The organism is Anaerovorax sp. IOR16 (assembly GCF_017168145.1).
Taxonomy (GTDB): Bacteria; Bacillota; Clostridia; order Peptostreptococcales; family Anaerovoracaceae; genus IOR16.
Genome location: NZ_JADQTL010000008.1, coordinates 153,098 through 172,908, shown reverse-complemented (window position 1 = coordinate 172,908; position 19,811 = coordinate 153,098). Strand labels below are relative to the sequence as shown.

Genomic DNA, 19,811 nt, shown 5'->3' with positions numbered 1-19,811 from the left:
CTTAGCGAATCTGAACTTAGCGAATCTGAACTACCTTTTAATTTGATAAAATTGTCGGCAATAGCTAGGCATGGAATGTAGTTCAAATACCAAAATAGTACAAAGGAAGATTATTAGGAAAAAATGATGAACGAGCAAGATTTAGAGATATTCATTAATAACTTAAAACGTAAAAATATATCGGAATATGTTTTTCTTAATCAATCCGATATATCTTATTCTCAACGACTTAGAGATCATTGTGAATTGTTTTGTCCCAATTTTAATCAAAATTGGTCTTGTCCTCCGAATGTCGGTTCTATTGACCAAAATATCATGAAGTGTAAACAGTACCAATACGGACTGATACTTTCATCTTATCTAGAATTGGATCCAGAAACTGTTGATAAAAATGATGAAGAATTATATGTTAAATGTCGCAAAAAACTTAACCCTGTTTTTCTAGAGATTGGAAAAAATCTAGAAGAACTTACTGGGCAACCTGCATTAATTCTTCGTACTTTCTGCACGATATGCAAAACCTTCCTGATTCTCCCTGCCGTTTCCCCGAGCTTGCGGGATCTTCCGTTGAATCTCATGGGATTCAAATGGTTTCGATGATGGAGCAGTATCATTTTTCAAGGTTTTCCAACAATCGAGGCTATACTTGCGTTGCTCTTATTCTGTTTAATTGCAACGATGTTCCCGATCTTAGCTTTGGTGAGAAGGTATTATTGCGCGAATATCCGACTTTTATCGAAGGCCAGCATTATGTCGATTCTCTTTATAAGGCAGGGGAGATTAGTAGTGCCATTGATCTGAGAGCTTGTACTCCTTATCGCCCTGGTATCTATCCTCTGAATGGTGCAGAGTCTTCTTCTATTTGTGTGTTGTCCTGTGATTCAGAGATCACAACGCCGTTATTAATTAACGAAATTGCAAAATCAAAGATTCCCGTTCAGCTACTCTTAATGGACACCCACCGTCATTCAGTTCTCCATGCATATTCTGAAGGGCTTTTTATCACAGATACGATTACTCATTTTATTCGAAATATAGAATCCGAGATTGATTCTCGAACATTAGTGATTCCCCACGGAATTTTTATGCTACAATATTCCTTGCAAAGAGCGTTGTCTGGCTGGAATATCTATGTTGCATCGGACAAAATGGCAGATTTTCCCCAATGTCTTGGGGAAATAGAGATGGAAAATAGTTAAAATGGCAAAATTTTATTTAATCTAAGGGTAAGGCTACTGCTATACTAATTAGTTCTAAACTCTTAATGAATCATTTACGTCAAGTACCCACCAGCTCTTTACGACATCATTTTTGTCACCTTAAGGCACGTTGAGGCCGTTGTAAAGCTATATCGTAAATAAAGAAAGAGGATTAGTATGAATGGAACTAAACGAGAAAAGATAAAACAGGGAATAAAAGTTAGAGTTGTACAAAAGCAACACCAGCGTTCAGGAAAATTAACAGAAGGTGTGGTTCAAAAAATTCTTACAAATTCATCTACTCATCCTCATGGAATTAAAGTGATGCTTGAGAGTGGAATAGTAGGTAGAGTTGAGGAAATATTGGATTAAATATTTAAGTATTGTAAAGGGCATTTGGCTGAAAAGGTTAGGTGCTTTTTTAGTGCTTAAATAATTGATTTTATTGCCACATGTAACCAATAAGAGTATGATTAGAATATGAATTGAATATTTTTGAGATACTGAGGGAAGGTGTTGTGTACTTGGAAATCAAAATGTTTTATAAGAGTCAAATTGATATAAAAGAAGATGTTCTTTGAAATACGGTGTGAGCGCAAGGACGTCGTGAATACACGGAAGGTTAGCTGACATAGGACGAAAAGGCCGCGCGTCCATGCGGATTTGTATGGGATAAGCTTTGTAGAGTTAATATACAATAGTATGATGTTGTAAAGTAAAGGGAGGTTATTAGAATGGAAGCAAGAATTAATTTAATTACCATATGGACAGATGATGTAATTCCAATGAAAGAATTTTATAATAAAGTGCTAGGTTTTAAAATAGAAAATGATCTTGGTGAATACGTTGAATTTAAAAATGAAGGTGTTAGATTTGCTCTTTGCCTTAGAAAGGTTATGTATAATTATAGTGGAGAGTATAAAAAACTAAGAATTGGTCAATCTTTTGAATTGGCTTTTCCATGTAAAAGTCCAGAAGATGTAGATAAATCATATAAAGATATAATTTCAAAAGGTGGAGTGCCTGTTCATGAACCTCAAAATATGCCGTGGAATCAGAGAACAGCATTGTTTTCAGATCCTGATGGAAATATACATGAGATTTTTTCGGATTTTAAATAAACAAAATATTAATAAATAGGGGTAAAAGTTTTAAAGTAATAGATATGATTAAAGGAGCTGACGTCCATGTCGGCTTCTGAGTCTGGGGTCCCACATCAGCTAACAAAGTACTTACGCTTCGGGCATGGTAGGGTCTCCAATAACGAATGTAGATGAAGGAGTCATCTCAAAAAAATTGCCATGCCACATCGTCTTATCGGGTGCAAGCACCACTAGGAGGTATTCCTTATAGGTTCGATTCGACGACGTTGAAGAAAAGAAAGGGGTCAGGCTTGACAAATTTCTATATTGCTACTATGATCTAAAAGTGATTTTCAGAAATATAATATTCCACCAAGGAGCCAATATGCTCCTACGACATCATTTTTACCCACACAAGGCATTGTGAGGTTGTATGCCTGTTGGAACGTGCTGAGATATAACATAGAATAAAAATTAGCGAAAGCCGTGAGTTAAAATCAGCTCACGGGTTTTTGTATCCTTAATTGAGAAAAGAGATTGATATGAGAAAGCTGATAAGAGTAGAACCCGTCAAAGAAGAAAAGAAGAAGTTGAAGGTCGCTGCATACTGTAGAGTTAGCACAAAATTCGAAAGCTAACTAAGTAGCATTGCTCTGCAAATTTCTAATTATGAAACCATAATACAAAGTAATCTACAGTGGGAATACGCGGGAGTTTATTTTGATTATGGTAGTGGACTCAGATAAAAAGGTCAGTTCAACTTAGAGAAAATGATAAATAAAGCTTGCGCTGGTGAGATTGATTACATTCTTACTAAATCGCTCAGTAGATTGATTATCTAGGGATGTTTTAGATACATTAATCATCATAAGAAAATTAAAAGAAAGGGGCATCTGTTTAAATCTCGGTCCTTTCATTCGCGCCATGATGTCTCCTAAATTAAATCAAAAGTATTAAGTTGCGCACTGGCTAATTGATATGATTATCATTGCAAGATTTTATCATATGACATTATATAAAGCAATGCACTGAATTTGAAAAAAGGGTAATAGATGCACAATGTGATGGATCAGTGTATATTGTTTAATAGACAAGAGGGATAGTATTTGGTATACTTTTAGTACTTTATGGTTTCTGATAGAAAATCACAATTATTTAGAGGGGAACTTGAAAATGACGGAATTTGATATACGCCAATGTGTTAATTACATAACGCTAAATAATACAAAGAAATTAAGTGAAGTCTTTGGAAAGTGGCTAGATGGCTCTGGTATTACGAGGATACAGTGGATTGCACTCTTCTTTTTAAAAACCAACGGTAAACTCTCTCAAAGGGAACTTTCACAGGCAATGGAGATTAATGATTCCAGCGCTTTAAGGTTGGTTGACCGATTGGAAAGAGATGGTTTTGTAACCCGTACGAGAAGTGAGGAAGATCGAAGGGTCATTCATTTGGATTTGACACAGAGAGGTTCAGACCTCATGGATAAATTATTGCCAATTGGTGAGCAGTTTAACCAAGTCCTCATCCAAGGGATACCACAAGAAGAAATTGAAATTTTCCTAAACGTTCAAGCAAAGATGTATAAAAATATCATAAATGACGAAAGATCTCAGATATAACTCTGAGATTTTTATTTTTGTATAAAAATCTTATTGATTAAAAATATGCTATTTGCTATAATAATAATTGCATATGCAAACTTTGGTATGACAAATAAAAAATGGAGGTTATCTTATGTACAATGTTAGAGAAATGTTGAATGGTTTTGTAGGCGGTTTAGAGAACTTAGCGACAACAAATGGTGAAGCTGTAGGCGCATTTATGGGTTTACTTGGTGCAGCATATGAGCCAGGTGCAGTAGATCTTAAGACAAAGGAACTTATCAGTGTTGCTATCGGATGTTACAACAGATGTGAATATTGTATCGTATACCATTCATATAAAGCTTTAGAAGCTGGTGCTACTAAAGAAGAAATCATTGAAGCTGCAATGGTTTCAGTAGCATTTGGCGGTGGCCCTTCAATGGCGTATTCTGTAACGTTATTAAAAGAGTGTTTAGAAGAATTTGCAAATGATTTTACAGCGTGAATAAGGTGATGAAATGAAAGATATTATAATTGACAAGATATCTGGTCATGATCAAGAAGCGAAAGTTGGACAAGTTAAAGTAGCCGTTGGCGATGAAGTTCAAGAAGGAGATATCCTACTTACGCTTGAATCAGGCAAGGGTGCTGTTAAAATTTTAGCGAGCGTTCCCGGTCTGATTCAGTCTTTAGATGTCCAAGATGGCGATGTCGTAAAGAAAAATCAGAAAGTTGGTGTCATCAAAGTCGCTGCGGGTTACCAATGCGAGAAAAATGAGCCACCAAAGAAAAAGGGCTACAGTTTTGGAATCAGTACCCCGATGAAGGAAGACATTCACTGTGATGTCTTAATCGTGGGTGGCGGTCCTGGCGGTTATGTTGCAGCTATTAGAGCATCTCAACTTGGCAAAAAAACAGTTTTGGTTGAGAAAGATGCCCTCGGAGGCACATGCCTTAATTACGGTTGTATTCCAACTAAGGCTTTGGCGCACAGCGTCGAAGTTCTAGAAGAGATGAAAAGTGCTTCTAAACTGGGATTTCAAGTGGATAACATCCAAATAGATTTTCAAAAGACCATGGCCAATAAGGATGAGGTTATTCAAAACTTGGTCGGTGGTATTGGCGGTTTAATGAACAACCATCAGATTCGAGTAATCGATGGTGAAGCTGTTGCAGTAGATGCTCAAACCATTAGCGTTAAGACTAAGAAGATTGATGCAACGATTAAATTTGACAAATTGATCATTGCCGTTGGCTCTAGTGCCTTTAAGTTGCCAATTGAAGGAAGTGATTTGTCTGGTATTCTCACCAGTACAGAAGTGCTGGCGCTTGAGGAATTGCCAAAATCCTTAACCATTATTGGTGGCGGTGTTATCGGTATGGAAATCGCTTTTATATACAATGCGCTAGGGTGCGATGTCAGCGTCGTTGAGTTCTTGCCTAGAGTGTTGAGCATGTTAGATCCTGATGTCAGTGATGTGGTATGCCAATCAGCCATTGAAAGAGGCATTAAAATCTATGAAAGTGCAAAGGCGACAAGCATTCGCGAGACGCTAGGTCAGACCTTTGTAACGGAAATAGAAGTAGAGGGCCAAGCGCATCTCATCAGTAGCGAGAAAGTTCTTATGGCGGTTGGTCGTAGAGCGAACTTAGATGCCCTTGATCTTGCAAAATTGGAAGTTGAACTTAATAAGCGTTCAAATGGTATCGCTGTTAATGAACACATGCAGACCAGCAATGAGAACATCTATGCAATCGGAGATGTAACCAATATCATTCAATTGGCACATGTGGCTTCTCATCAGGGGATGATAGCAGCTGAACATATCGCAGGACAAGATAGCAAAATGCATTACGATTTAGTTCCTTCAACCATTTTTACAATGCCAGAAGTTGGCGCAGTTGGGCTCAATGAGGTAACTGCTCAAGCAGAAGGTTGCTCAATCAAAGTGGTTAAATTTCCATTTATGGCATCTGGTAAAGCAGTTGCAATGCATGCTACAGAGGGCTTTGTGAAGCTTATTGTCGATACGGAGAACCAAGTACTCTTGGGTGGTGCAATTGTCGGAGCACACGGTACAGATTTGATTGCGACGATCAGTGAGCTCATTAGAAGTAAAACAAAAGTATCTGATGCACTTGCGACCATTTATGCACATCCAACCTTGGGAGAAACCATTCATGAAGCCTTATTGATGGCAGATGGAAGAGGCATTCACTTTGGATAAATTCAAAAAACACACATTGGTAGTTGGTAGGAAAGCAGATACCATAGAAAATCTTTCGATTGAAAACTACCTTATGAAAAGATGCGAGCCCGATGAAATCATACTTTTCTTATGGCAGAGTCACCACACTGTGGTTATAGGGTGTCACCAAAACCCCTATAAAGAATGCAACCTACCCCTTATGGAAAAAGACCAAGTTCAATTGGTTAGACGTAAATCGGGTGGTGGTGCAGTGTATCATGACCTTGGAAATTTGAATTTCTCATTTATAACGCATTTAGATCGAGCGGATGTTCAAAGAAATTATCAATTGGTTATTAAGGCGTTAAAGGCTTTTGGCATTGAGAGTACACTAAGTGGTCGCAATGATTTGACGGTCTCCGGCAGTAAATTCTCTGGAAATGCTTTTCTCGAAGAATATGGTGTACACTGTCATCATGGCACTTTACTGATTGAATCCTCTTTAGAGCTATTGTCAAAGTATTTGACGCCATCTAAACTAAAAATTGAATCCAAGGGCATCGACTCTGTGAGATCGAGGGTTGTCAATTTGAGCACACTTTCAGAAAAGTGTACTGTATCAGAAGTGAGGCACCAATTGATTGAAACGTTTAAGTCAGCGTTCGACGGCGTCTTCCTTGAAGAGGGAACGATCTCGCCAGAATGTTATGAAGCGTATAAATCTCATTATGATCAGTGGTCGTGGCAAATAGGGAGTATTCCTCAGTTTAATATTGAATTCGAATCCCGTTTAAGCTGGGGGAGTATCATGGTTCAGCTGGAAGTGCATAAGGGAATTGTCGAAAACTGCCATTTGTCTACGGACGCGCTAAATGATGAAAACTTTCAACAATTAGGTGAGGCTTTCATAGGTAAAAGATATCAGAAAGAAACCATTTATCAGTGTATTCACCAATGGATTTCCGATGAGACCATTAGAAGAGATCTTATTGAGATGATAATAATTTAACAAAAATGGAGCTGTTGCACTAAATAATGATTTAGTGCACAGTTTTTTTTATGGCAACAAATAAATCCCAAACTCGAGAGTAAGGGATTTATGGTAAAATTAATGTATGACCAACACATTAACTTATAAAAAAATTATGATAACAACAAAAATATAGATGACATAGGGCGTTTTTGATTATGACATTGGTAAACATATATTTTGGAAGTGTGATAAAAAAAGAACTGTCCCTAACGGGTGGAAAGAAAATTTTAAAGGTAAGGTGAATAGTATATGATAATAGACGGTCATGCACACGCTTGCGGCGCATATTTAACACCTGAAAATATTGAAAAATATTTAGCTATACATGGAATTGATAAAGTTGTGCTTTGCGGTGGTGAGCCAAACAGCATTAAAAATTATGCTTATCCAATGCTCTCAAATTTATTTAAAGGACAAAAGCTTAGCTATTTTTTCAATAAAATTATATGTAGAGTTACAAAGATGAATCATGTAGCAAACAATATAGATGAACAAAATGAGTTTGTCTTTAATCTTTCTTGCCAGTTACCTCAAAAGGTAATCAATACATATTGGGCAAATCCATTAGATGAAGATTGCATACATAAGCTTAAAGAGTATTACCCAATATATAAATTTAAGATGATAAAACTTCATCAGTGCTGGACAAATTTTGACATAAGTTGTGAACAATGTACAGCAATATTTAAATGGGCAACAAATCATCATCTTCCTGTTTTTATCCACTTGCTGTCGCATGAGCAGGTAGTTAAATTTGTAGAAATTGCTAATATATTTATGGATACTACTTTTATTGTGGCACATATGATAGGTGCAGATTATATGAATGATACTCTTAAAAATGAAAATGTCTTTTTCGATTTATCCGCTCCACAGCTTTATTCATTGGATATTTTGAATAAATGTATGAAGAATTTTGGAGTACAAAGATTATTATTAGGAAGTGATACACCATATGGTATTGATAATATAGACAAAGTTCGTAAAAAACTAATTCAATTATCGCTTTCTGACAATGAAATTGCGCTAATATGTGGTGATAATATTGCAAACAGCTGCTTTGAAGCTACCGGTTTTAACAACTTTTAGGAATACTCCTACATTAATTTTTTCCATAATGACCTCCCAACATTACCATTATAGCTGTGCTATTTTTATACCACAATAGATATATAAGTTTTCCTTTAATTTTATATAAATAATCACAGTTTGACTTATATTATATTTGAAGCTACAATTTTATCAAAAAGCGTAAAGGGAGTAAAATAAATGTTTCATAATATTCTTGTTTTGTTACCACTTATTTTTGTAATATTGTCTGCGCTTATAACAAAGCGAATGTCTGAATCCCTGATTATTGGTACATTATTGGCAATGGTCATTCTTCATAAGCAAAATTTTCTTGCAGGCACTATTAATGCACTTTATGCAACACTCTCCAATAGATCTTTCCAATTTTCACTCATGGTAATCATTTGCTTTGGAGCATTGATAAAGCTCCTGCAAGAATCCGGTGCACTGATGGGGTTTCGTAATTTAGTACTGAAGGTGGCAAAAGGTCCCCGTTCTTCACTATTTATTGCATGGCTTTTATCGTTGATTATGTTTGTTGATGACTATCTCAATGCATTGACGACTTCTTTTGCCATGCACGATATTACTGATAAAAACAGAGTTCCCCGTGAACATCTTGCACTTCAAACTCACGGTATGTCTTGCAGTCTTTGTATACTGATTCCGTTTACAAGCTGGACGGCTTTTACAATTAGTATTATTTCGGAAAACGGAATGGGATTCAATGAATATCTTCGGGCAATCCCATACATGTTCTTCCCAATACTGATGGTTATTCTATGTTTGTTTTTAGCACTAAAATTATTCCCCCGGATTGGTACTCTAAATGAAGCATACAAAAGAGTTAATAGTGGAGGTCCTACATTCTTGAAAGAAAAAGAAGCTTCTTCTATTATAGATTTGGAAGCTTTTAATGAAAATAAAGTTTCAAGTGCATTTAATACAATTCTCCCTATCATTGCGATGATTACAGGAGTATTTATTTTTGATAATGATTTGGTATATGGGCTCTTTATTGCTCTCATTGTCCAGTTTGTTTTGTATATCGGTCAGAAATTGATGACAGTGGAAGAATTTTTTCAGAATTTCTTTGAAGGAGCCAAGTCAATGATGTTGATTGCCATTGTAATTGCTTTTGGTTTTACTTTAAGCAAAGCCAACGAAGAACTTGGTCTATTTGACTTGTTAATCGGAAGTGTAGGGCAGATGATTCCGGTATCCCTGTTTCCTGCTGTAGCATTTCTTTTGACAAGTTTGTGCGTATTTGCAATAGGAAGTTGCTGGGTCGTAATGCTGATTGCAATACCGATATTTCTTTCTCTTGCCGCAGCAACAGGTGCATCTACCATCATTGTTCTAGCAGCAGTAATGAGCGGTGTGGTAATGGGACTTACTCTTTGTTTCTACTCAGACACGGTATTCATGACGGCAGCCGGTACTGGCGTATCCAATGTTCAAATTATAAAAACAATGTTACCCTATACTCTTTTGATTTCAATTACTTCTGTGGTTGGATATTTAATTTTAGGATTTGTTTCTTAATTCTTCACTGCCCTAAATGGATATAAAAGATAAAAAAGAACTGGACTCCACATTTAAGTGAAGTCCAGTTCTTTTCATTAGCCACATATTAATTCATTAAAAACATTCTCTTCTACACAGTTAATATCGGTCATCTCAATAATGCTCCTTCAGATTTTCAAAGAGTGGGTTGGGTAAAAAAAACAGATCAGAGTTATATATTTTAGAAGAAAATACCCCTCCGCCAAGGAACCAGTGGGTTTTGGCGGCATCATTTTTGTCTAGTCTAGGCATGTTGAAGCGATAGTAGCAAAACAAGCTTTTCATGTTTTGGACGGATATAGCAAATTATTTATTTTCAAATTAAAGTGGGCATATATTATAGCATTTGTTATAATATGAAGTGGAGCACTGGAGGTGTATGGAATGGATTTTGCCCAAACAGTAAAAGAAATTAGAGCCAAACTGAATATGAGTCAGGAACAACTGGCCAGAGAGTTGCACGTCAGCTTTGCGACAGTTAATCGATGGGAAAATGGAAAAAATAGTCCCAATATGCTTGCAAAGAAAGCTCTTTATGACTTTTGTAATGAGAAAGGACTGAATGAAGCGTTGATTAAACATTTACTGGATTACTAGACTGAAATAGATGAAACCAAGGGAGAATTACAATGATTACAGGTGAATTACGAAGCAAGGTAGATAAAATATGGGAGATATTCTGGACAGGTGGGATCACCAATCCACTTTCTGTTATTGAGCAGTTTACCTATCTTTTATTTATAAAGGGACTTGATGACAAGCAAAAGGAAGAAGAAAAACTGGCGGAGTTTGTCGGTACAGATTTCAATAAAATATTTAACGATGATCAGCAAAACCTTAGATGGCATAACTTTAAACAAATGAGTGCAACTGAGATGTATGAAACAGTTTCAAAGAAAGTGTTTCCATTTATTAAAACCATGCATGTTGATAAAGATTCAGCTTTTACCAAATACATGGATGATGCCATCTTTATGATTCCTACACCACAAATGTTAGAAAAGATAGTCACAAATATTGATGGACTACCTATTAAAGAAGGCAACACAACAGATGATGCCAAAGGGGATTTATACGAGTATTTACTTTCTAAGGTTGCAACAGCCGGTACAAACGGTCAGTTCAGAACGCCAAGACACATCATTAAAATGATGGTGGACTTGATGCAGCCAACACCAACGGACATTATCGTTGACCCAGCAGCTGGATCAGCAGGTTTCCTAGTTGAAGCTGGTGAATATTTAAAACGAAATAACGAGGACATGTTCACCATCAAGGAACTGAAAGACCATTATCACAAGGGGATGTTCTTCGGTAACGACATGGACAGAACTATGCTCCGTATTGGTGCCATGAACATGATGCTTCATGGTGTAGAAAGCCCAAATATTGAATATAGAGATTCCTTATCAGAAACCAATAGAGATAGAGAAAAGTACACATTAGTCCTTGCAAACCCACCATTTAAAGGCTCGCTTGATTATGATAGCGTATCGGCAGACCTATTAAAAGTAGCCAAAACTAAGAAAACAGAGCTACTATTCCTAGCCCTTTTCTTAAGAACGCTCAAAAAAGGCGGAAGGTGTGCTTCTATCGTGCCAGATGGCGTGTTGTTTGGTAGTTCCAATGCCCATAAATCTATTCGTAAGGAAATTGTTGAAAATCATCAACTACAAGCGATTATTTCTATGCCTAGTGGTGTGTTTAAGCCTTATGCAGGGGTTTCTACAGCTATTATGATTTTCACTAAGACTGGTGCAGGTGGCACGGAAAAAGTATGGTTCTATGATATGCAGGCAGATGGTTTATCTCTAGATGATAAACGTCAACCGGTGGAAGCCAATGATATTCCTAATATAATCAGCCGTTACCATAACCTTGAAAATGAAAACGATAGAAAGCGTACAGAGAAGTCTTTCTTTGTTCCTAAAGAGGAAATTGTAAAGAATGATTATGACCTGTCTATCAATAGATATAAGGAAATTGAATATAATGAAGTGGAATATGAAGCGCCAAAGGTAATTATTCAAAGAATAAAAGAACTGGAACAACAGATTCTTGATGGTCTTAATGACATTGAGAGGATGGTATAGGGAATGATTGAAGTCATAAAAATTAAAGATGCATTTATATTTTTAAAAAAATCAAAGATTAAGGCTGGTGAGGGCCTTGAAGTCGGTAAATATCCCTTTTATACATCAAGTTCTATTCTAAGTAAATATCTGGATTCATATGAAATCGAAGGAGAATCACTAATCTTTGGAACTGGAGGCAGTGCGAGTGTACATCATTCATATGGTAAATTTTCAACTTCTACCGACTGTTTTGTAGTTCAAAATAGTAAAAAGTTTGAAATTGATCTTAGATTCGTTTTTCTCTTTCTAACTGGGAATATCCATATACTAGAAAATGGTTTTAAAGGAGCAGGATTGAAACATATATCTAAGAAGTACTTAGAAAATGTTGAAATACCAGTACCACCACTCGAAACCCAAAAGAAAATCGTTGAAGTTTTGGACAAGGCTCAGGGGCTTATTGATGCAAGAAAAGAGCAAATCAGGTTGATGGATGAGTTGGTTCGGTCGGTGTTTTATGAGATGTTTGGTGATCCTTTAAATGGAACTGCAAAATGGGGCGTTCATAAGGTAGGAGATATAGCTGGAGCTATTGACCCTCAACCGAGTCATAGAACTCCGCCTGTATCAGATGATGGGATACCATATATTAGTATTAAAGATTGTGATTATAGAACTGGGAAAATTGATTTTGGCAACGCACGAAAAGTAGGTTTTAATGTACTTGACGAACATCGTAAAAGATATACCCTTCATGATGGCGATTTTATAATTGGGAAAATTGGAACTATTGGAAACCCAATATTTGTTCCAATAAGAGATGATTATACACTTTCTGCAAATGTTGTTTTAGTACAGCCAAATAGAAATAAAGTATCACCATATTTTTTAAAGTATTCATTTATGTCAGATTTCATAGAAAGACAGTTTCTTGAAGCAAAAAATTCTACATCACAAGCAGCTTTTGGAATCCAAAAAGTAAGGTCTATAGATGTTATGAATCCTGATATAAATATTCAAAGAGTGTTTGAGAAATTTGCAATAAAGGTTGGCAAATTTAAATCAGAAGTGCAAAACTCATTAGATGAAATGCAAGTGCTATTCAATTCAATTATGCAAAAGTACTTCAATTAAATATATATTGTTTACGATTACGAATAAGTAATAATTATCGAGACTTTTATTTCCAAAAATGGGGGTGAGAACGTATATCAAAATTATATTCTGATTGGCTAAAGATTGATCTTCATATTCATACTGATTATAGTAGGAAGACAAAGAAAAATGATTATAAAGGTGTCTTTTCTATCGATAGCTAGCACAACAAGCTAAAAGAACAAGATGTTTCAATATTTTCGTTAACTGATCACAATATTATAAACCTTGATGCTTTCAAAGAATATTATGAGAAATTTAATAGTGATAATGAACCTTTGCTTCTTGCAGGAGTGGAACTGGATATTATACTTTTCTCATAGAAACTGAAAAAAAATTGATATTACATTGGATGAGCCTGAAGAACCAAAATTAAAAATAATCTATGAAACAATAACGGAGATAATTGAAGCATATAATTTAAATTTGAAAGATTATATGACTGTTCAAGATGTCGATGAGGAAGAGGACTAAAGAAAAATAAAATCAGTAAATGTAAATAAAAGGGGGAATACCATGTGCTACAATTTTGATTTCCTAAAGAAAGAAGAAAAATATAAAGACTTTACATACGCCTGTATTGAAGCTGAAAAGGGCTTGGTGGTTTCCTATGCCAGTACAGCGATTCTTGCACGTAGAGCTTTAGAACTGGCTGTAAAGTGGGTGTTTAGTTATGACCAAGAACTAGAAGCACCTTATCAGGATAATTTAGCATCATTGATTCATGATTACAGGTTTAAAGGCATTATTGATACGAAACTATTTCCCATGATTAAATATATTCAACAATTAGGGAATAAAGCAGTGCATTCTGCAACACCTATTACAAGAGGACAGGCAGTAATGGCACTTCATAACCTCTTTGAATTCATTTCTTGGATTGATTATTGCTATTCAGACGAGTATGAAGAGATTGCCTTTGATGAAAGTCTTCTTGGGGATAATGAGAAAGAGAGAAAGACAAGAGAGGAGCTTAAAGACCTTTATGACCGACTAGGTGCTAAAGATCGTAAGCTTGAAGAAATCATTAAAGAAAATGAAGAGCTGAGACGAGTTAATGCAGCGAAGCGTGTGGATAATAAGAAAAACCGTGAGTTTAAAGTCGATGAGATTTCTGAATTTAAGACACGTAAGATGTATATTGATCTTGAAATCGAGCTGAACGGCTGGGTAATCGGTAAGGATTGTCTTGAAGAAGTTGAGGTGGAAGGCATGCCTAATCAGGCAGGTCTTGGTTATGTAGATTATGTTCTGTTTGGTGATAATGGCAAGCCACTTGCGGTTATTGAAGCTAAGAAAACTAGCGTGAATCCTCGTGTAGGGCAAATACAAGCACAGCGTTATGCAGATTGTTTAGAGAAACAGTATAAAGTGAGACCTGTGATTTTCTATACGAATGGATTTGAATATTATTTATGGGATGATACCAGTTATCCGGAACGCTTGGTGTCGGGCTTATATACGAAAGAAGAGCTGGAATGGCTTTATTTTAAGCGCGAAAATAAATCGTCATTGAAAGACCCTGTCATCAATGATGACATCACCAACCGACATTATCAGAAAATGGCAATTACAGCTGTATGCGACACTCTGGAAAAAGGGAATCGTAAAGCACTGCTTGTTATGGCAACAGGTTCAGGTAAAACAAGAACAGCCATATCAACCGTTGATGTACTGATTAAAAGAGGGTGGGTTAAAAATATCTTGTTCCTTGCAGATCGTACAGCCCTTGTGAAGCAGGCTAAGAAGAATTTTAAAGCGCTATTGCCAGAACTGTCACTGTGTAATCTGTTAGACAGTAAGGATAGCCCAGAGAGCCGAATGGTATTTTCAACCTATCCAACCATGATGAATGCCATTGATGACATTAAAAACAAACACAGTGAAAAGCTATTTACCAGTGGACATTTTGACTTGATTATTATAGACGAGAGTCACCGTAGTATCTATAAGAAATACCAGGATATTTTCAATTATTTTGATGCCATTCTTTTGGGGCTTACAGCGACGCCCAAAAATGATCTTGATAAAAATACTTACGCTATTTTTGAGCTTGAGAACAATGTACCAACTTATGCTTATGAGCTGGGTGAAGCAATTGAAGATGGTTATTTGGTGCCTTATCATACCATAGAAACCAAGATGAAATTCCTTGAAGAAGGCATTCATTATGATGATTTGACGGATGAAGAAAAGGAACAATTTGAAGAAACCTTTGATGATGATGTAAAAGACATTAGTGGTGAAGCATTAAATTCATTTCTGTTTAATGACAATACCATAGATACCGTGCTTCAGGAGTTAATGGAGAAAGGTTTAAAGGTTGAGGGTGGCGACAAATTAGGTAAAACCATAATTTTTGCAAAGAATAAAATACATGCAGATTTTATCGTAAAACGCTTTAATAGCCTATATCCTGAATATCATGGTAATTTTGCAAAACCTGTTTATACCGGTATCAACTATGTGGAAAGCACTATGGATGATTTTGAAGTAAAAACCAAATTACCACAAATCGCCGTGTCTGTAGATATGCTGGATACTGGGATTGATATTCCAGAGATATTAAACCTTGTATTTTTCAAGAAAGTACGATCGAAGACTAAGTTTTGGCAGATGATTGGTCGTGGTACACGTCTTTGTGAAGATTTGTATGGCGTAGGCATTGACAAAGAAGGTTTTAGAATCTTTGATTACTGTGGTAATTTTGAGTTCTTCAGAACCAACAAAAACGGTAAAGAAGCTAAAATGATGAAATCACTTACAGAGAATCTTTTTAATATCCGTGTTGGAATTATTAAAGAATTACAAGTGCTTGACTACCAGACTGATGAATACATTGCGCATAGAAACACTTTGATTGAAGGAATCGTGAAAGAAATAAAGGGCATTGATGAGAGTAAATTCAATGCCAGAATGAAGCTTCAATATATCCATAAATTCAATCAAGAAAGTGCATTTGAAAGCCTTTCAGACACTGATGTCAGAGACCTTGAAGAACATGTTGCACCGCTTGTACCATCAATAGATGATGATGAATTGGCAAAGCGATTTGACTATTTAATGTATACCATTGAATACGCCGATATTAAGCGAGTACCAGCTTCAAAGCCTAAAAATCGTGTTGTGAGTACAGCTGAAAAGCTCACCTTTAAAGGGACGATTGAAAAGGTGAAACAGCAGAAAGAATTAATCTACAAAGTTCAGACCAATGAATACTGGGAAGAAGCAGACATTTTCGATCATGAAGATGTTCGTGAGGCATTGAGAGATTTAATTAAATTCCTAGATAGTAAATCCGGTGAAATCTATTATACCAATTTTACTGATGAAATCATGGAGACTAGAGAAAATCCTGGTGAATACTCAGTCAATGATATGCAAAGCTATCGCAAGAAGGTAAATAAGTACTTAATGGAGCATCAAAATGATTTAGTGATCTATAAACTGCGAAGCAACAAACCTTTAACGGAAGATGACATCAAATATTTTGAAAAAATCCTATGGCAAGACCTTGGCACAAAAGAAGACTATGAAAAAGAGTTTGGTGATGAGCCACTTCTTAAATTGGTAAGTAAAATTGTTGGACTAGACCCACAAGCAGCAAATGAAGTCTTTTCAGAATTCTTGTCTGATCAAAGCCTTAATTTGAATCAGATGGAATTTGTAAAACTGGTGGTGAATTACATTATTAAAAATGGTAGCTTAGATAAACGAGTGCTTAATGAACATCCATTTAACAAGCGTGGCAATGTCATGCATTTATTTGATGGTAAACTTGATGTGGCAAAACGAATCATTGGCGTTATTGATAAGATTAATGGACGGTTGAGTGTCTAAAGGAGGCGAGGGCATGGCAATACCCAAATATCATGAATTTATGAAACCAGTATTGGAATTATTAAAGGATGATCAAATGCACAAGCGTGTGGATATGTATAAGGTGCTGGCAATGCAATTTCAACTTACTGAGGCTGAACTTGAAGAGTGGCTGCCAAGTGGCAAACAACTGGTTTATAAAAATCGAATTGGATGGGCACTGACTTATCTGAAAAAGGCTAAAGTGATTGAGTCTCCTGCAAGAGCCAGTTTTAGAATTACTGAACTTGGTCATAAAGTGCTAGAAGAAAATCCTAAGGTAGTGGATCAAAATTATCTTAAGAAGTTTGAAGGTTTTCAAGATTTTATTAACAGCACTTCTGATAGCATACTGCTTGACAATGATGTTTCTAATATCGGTAGTGATGAGTCACCCAAGATTTATTGGATAGAGCTTATAAGACGATTTCAAACACTTTGGCTGATGATCTGTTGACTGAAGTTATGAATCAATCACCGGACTTCTTTGAGAAATTAGTGGTGGATTTGTTGGTTTCCATGGGCTATGGCGGCAGTAAGATTGAAAACAGCCAAGTTCTTGGTAAATCTGGTGACGAAGGCATAGATGGTGTTATTAAGGAAGATAAATTAGGTTTTGACAAGATTTATGTACAAGCGAAGCGCTGGGATACTGAAAAAACAGTTGGTAGACCTGAACTTCAAAAGTTTGTTGGTGCATTAACCGGACAAGGAGCAACAAAAGGAGCATTCATTACAACTGCAAGTTTTACAAAAGAAGCTAAAGAGTATGTGAGCAAGCAACATGCCTGCAAAATCGCATTAATTGATGGTAAATCTTTAGCAGCGCTTATGGTTGAACACAATCTTGGCGTTTCTGTAGAAAACACCTATTTAATCAAAAAAATTGACACGGATTATTTTAATGGAGAATAAAAATTAAATATTTTCGCTCACCCCCTATCTATCTATTTTTGAATAATTTTGGTATACCCCATATGATTTTTCGACTTGATGTTGAAATTAAATATACAAAGTAATTAAAACCGGTTGGAGTGTTAATATAGCATTCTGACCGGTTTTTTTTATTTGTTTTTGTAAGGCTGTTAATTAGGAACAAGAAGTGTTATTGGATAACGTAATGTTGTAGTATAATATTAAGTATAATTTGGAATTATTATGCAGAAGAGGAGAGATTAAATGGGGACATGGTTATTGACGTGGAATACAGAGCTTTGGCCTTGGTATGAATATAAAGAGGCTATTAAATCTGCAAAAACTGGTTCTATTTATTGTGATGGATGGTCATGCAATACGAAGCAAACAAACATTGGTGATAAAATATATTTGATTAAATTGGGAAAGCCACCTAGAGGAATTATAGCATCTGGGATTATTACAAGTGAATTTTATGACTCTGAACATTGGAATGAAGATAAGAAAAATAAAGGTGAAACTGTAAGGCGAGTTGACATTGATTTTAATAGAATTTTAGACTATGATTTAGATAAAATTTTAGAACAAAGTGATTTGAAAAAAATGTTTCCGGAGCAAAATTGGAGCCCACAGGGGTCAGGAATTTCAATAAGGAATAAGTATATAGAAAAATTAGAACTTGTTTGGGATACACTGTTTACAAGTGAAAAAATGAAAATTTCAGATAATGAATATGAAGATTATTTGAAAGTTTTTGAAAAATTCAGATTTACGTATACTCAAAAAAGAGAAGAACTAGAAGAAAAAAGACTATCTTTTACTAAAGATTATAGTATTGAAAAATTAAGGCATATGTCTTTGGATGAATATGTAGTTGGTAAACAAGATAAAACTTCGTTTTGCTATCGGTTAGAGAATGAATTACAAGCGTGGGGAGATATGCATGGTTCCACTTCTGCAAAATTTGGGATTTATTTTGGTAAAAAAGGAAGTGATCATATTCAAAAATATAGATGGACTAAAGGATATGGTAATACAAAGGAAGAAGCTTTAGATAAAGTTAAAGAGCAGCTAGTATTACTAATTATGGCTGGTAAAAACTACGATATAGAAAAAATAAATCAAAATAAGCTTTCTCCCATGATGAAAGGTAAACTATTATCTCTTTATTATCCTCACTTATACTTAAATATATTTTCTAGTTCTCATTTAGATTATTTCATTGCACAGCTTAACATAAAAGAAACAAAAAACAGTATGAGTGAAATCGAAAAGCAGAAGTTATTGTTAAATTATAAAGATCACCATCCATTCATGAGAAATTGGAGCATATTTGAATTTAGTAGATGTTTATACTATTTATTTGGAAGTCCTACAAATGAGAATAAAAAGGGTGTTGCAGTGGAAAAATCGTATTTGGCATTGGTTGACATCTTTGTACCTATTTCAAAAACTGAATACGAAATAATAGAGTTACTACCAGAAAAGTTTGAGCCTAATTCTGATGAAAAAAAAGTTCAGGGGAAAAAGGGCAAAGGAAACTATGAAAAGCAAGCCAAGGACAATAAGCGAATAGGAGATCGGGGGAGTTGATTGTAATTAAAGCCGAGGAAGATAAACTTAAGGCGGCAGGAAAATCAAATCTACTTGTTAAGCATATTGCAGCAGAAGATGATGGAGCTGGATATGATATACTCTCATATGATGAATATGGAAAAGAGATGAAGATTGAGGTTAAATCAACAAAAGCTAAAATCGGCGATGCCAATTTTTATTTATCGGATAATGAACTGACAAAGGCTAAACAAGTCGATAATTATTGGATTTATATTGTTTATGAAGCTGATACTAGCAATCCTAAAATATGGAAGATAAAAAACCCCTTTCTTCAAAAAGATATAGTAAAGATTGTGCCAACACAGTATAAGGTCGCAATTAATGTGAAACAGGAGGGACTAGATAATGTAGAAAAATCATCATAATATAAAAAAAGATATTTAAGATTTAATACAAAGCAACCAAATCTGCGTGGTTTATGATACTAATATATATTTGAATTTATATGAGTATTCTCCAGAGGT

Annotated in this window: 18 protein-coding genes; all 18 read left to right on the top strand. The window is 35.5% G+C overall.

All coding sequences use genetic code 11. The annotated features are described in order from the left end of the window. Positions 1–126: 126 nt before the first annotated feature. The gene (locus I2490_RS02845) at positions 127–600 is read left to right on the top strand and encodes a DUF2284 domain-containing protein (protein ID WP_206458273.1); all 474 of its coding nucleotides are present in this window, start codon (positions 127–129) and stop codon (positions 598–600) included. Between the two features lie 113 nt (positions 601–713). Further along, complete coding sequence (locus I2490_RS02840) at positions 714–1,199, top strand: hypothetical protein (protein ID WP_206458272.1); 486 nt, start codon at positions 714–716, stop codon at positions 1,197–1,199. 177 nt (positions 1,200–1,376) lie between these two features. Next, a complete protein-coding gene (locus tag I2490_RS02835) occupies positions 1,377–1,571 on the top strand; it encodes a YwbE family protein (protein ID WP_206458271.1) in 195 nt (64 codons plus the stop codon). A 362-nt stretch (positions 1,572–1,933) separates the two neighbouring features. Beyond that, on the top strand, positions 1,934–2,320 hold the full coding sequence (locus tag I2490_RS02830; RefSeq protein ID WP_206458270.1) for a VOC family protein: 387 nt from the start codon (positions 1,934–1,936) through the stop codon (positions 2,318–2,320). A gap of 1,134 nt (positions 2,321–3,454) precedes the next feature. Beyond that, complete coding sequence (locus I2490_RS02825; protein ID WP_206458269.1) at positions 3,455–3,904, top strand: MarR family winged helix-turn-helix transcriptional regulator; 450 nt, start codon at positions 3,455–3,457, stop codon at positions 3,902–3,904. Positions 3,905–4,019: 115 nt separating this feature from the next. Further along, a complete protein-coding gene (locus I2490_RS02820; protein WP_206458268.1) occupies positions 4,020–4,373 on the top strand; it encodes a carboxymuconolactone decarboxylase family protein in 354 nt (117 codons plus the stop codon). Between the two features lie 13 nt (positions 4,374–4,386). Further along, positions 4,387–6,096, top strand: coding sequence for a dihydrolipoyl dehydrogenase (gene lpdA, locus I2490_RS02815; RefSeq protein ID WP_206458267.1), 1,710 nt, complete (start codon positions 4,387–4,389; stop codon positions 6,094–6,096). Then, on the top strand, positions 6,089–7,066 hold the full coding sequence (locus I2490_RS02810) for a lipoate--protein ligase (protein WP_206458266.1): 978 nt from the start codon (positions 6,089–6,091) through the stop codon (positions 7,064–7,066). The genes lpdA and I2490_RS02810 overlap by 8 nt, the downstream gene beginning before the upstream one ends. A gap of 273 nt (positions 7,067–7,339) precedes the next feature. Next, positions 7,340–8,179, top strand: a complete 840-nt coding sequence (locus tag I2490_RS02805; protein ID WP_206458265.1) for an amidohydrolase family protein — start codon at positions 7,340–7,342, stop codon at positions 8,177–8,179. A gap of 180 nt (positions 8,180–8,359) precedes the next feature. Next, positions 8,360–9,706 carry a Na+/H+ antiporter NhaC family protein gene (locus I2490_RS02800; RefSeq protein ID WP_206458264.1) on the top strand — a complete coding sequence of 449 codons (1,347 nt, stop codon included), beginning with the start codon at positions 8,360–8,362 and terminating at the stop codon, positions 9,704–9,706. A gap of 405 nt (positions 9,707–10,111) precedes the next feature. Next, a complete protein-coding gene (locus I2490_RS02795) occupies positions 10,112–10,324 on the top strand; it encodes a helix-turn-helix domain-containing protein (RefSeq protein WP_206458263.1) in 213 nt (70 codons plus the stop codon). 32 nt (positions 10,325–10,356) lie between these two features. After that, positions 10,357–11,820: a type I restriction-modification system subunit M gene (locus I2490_RS02790; protein WP_206458262.1), complete on the top strand. Its 1,464-nt coding sequence runs from the start codon at positions 10,357–10,359 to the stop codon at positions 11,818–11,820. Between the two features lie 3 nt (positions 11,821–11,823). Further along, complete coding sequence (locus tag I2490_RS02785; protein WP_206458261.1) at positions 11,824–12,936, top strand: restriction endonuclease subunit S; 1,113 nt, start codon at positions 11,824–11,826, stop codon at positions 12,934–12,936. A gap of 537 nt (positions 12,937–13,473) precedes the next feature. After that, positions 13,474–16,797: a DEAD/DEAH box helicase family protein gene (locus tag I2490_RS02780; RefSeq protein ID WP_206458260.1), complete on the top strand. Its 3,324-nt coding sequence runs from the start codon at positions 13,474–13,476 to the stop codon at positions 16,795–16,797. A 13-nt stretch (positions 16,798–16,810) separates the two neighbouring features. Next, positions 16,811–17,272, top strand: a complete 462-nt coding sequence (locus I2490_RS16545; RefSeq protein ID WP_245157063.1) for a winged helix-turn-helix domain-containing protein — start codon at positions 16,811–16,813, stop codon at positions 17,270–17,272. Next, a complete protein-coding gene (locus tag I2490_RS16540; RefSeq protein ID WP_245157062.1) occupies positions 17,221–17,730 on the top strand; it encodes a restriction endonuclease in 510 nt (169 codons plus the stop codon). The genes I2490_RS16545 and I2490_RS16540 overlap by 52 nt, the downstream gene beginning before the upstream one ends. A gap of 411 nt (positions 17,731–18,141) precedes the next feature. Further along, a complete protein-coding gene (locus I2490_RS02770; protein ID WP_206458259.1) occupies positions 18,142–19,323 on the top strand; it encodes a hypothetical protein in 1,182 nt (393 codons plus the stop codon). After that, positions 19,320–19,712, top strand: a complete 393-nt coding sequence (locus tag I2490_RS02765; RefSeq protein ID WP_206458258.1) for a DUF3883 domain-containing protein — start codon at positions 19,320–19,322, stop codon at positions 19,710–19,712. The genes I2490_RS02770 and I2490_RS02765 overlap by 4 nt, the downstream gene beginning before the upstream one ends. Positions 19,713–19,811: the final 99 nt, after the last annotated feature.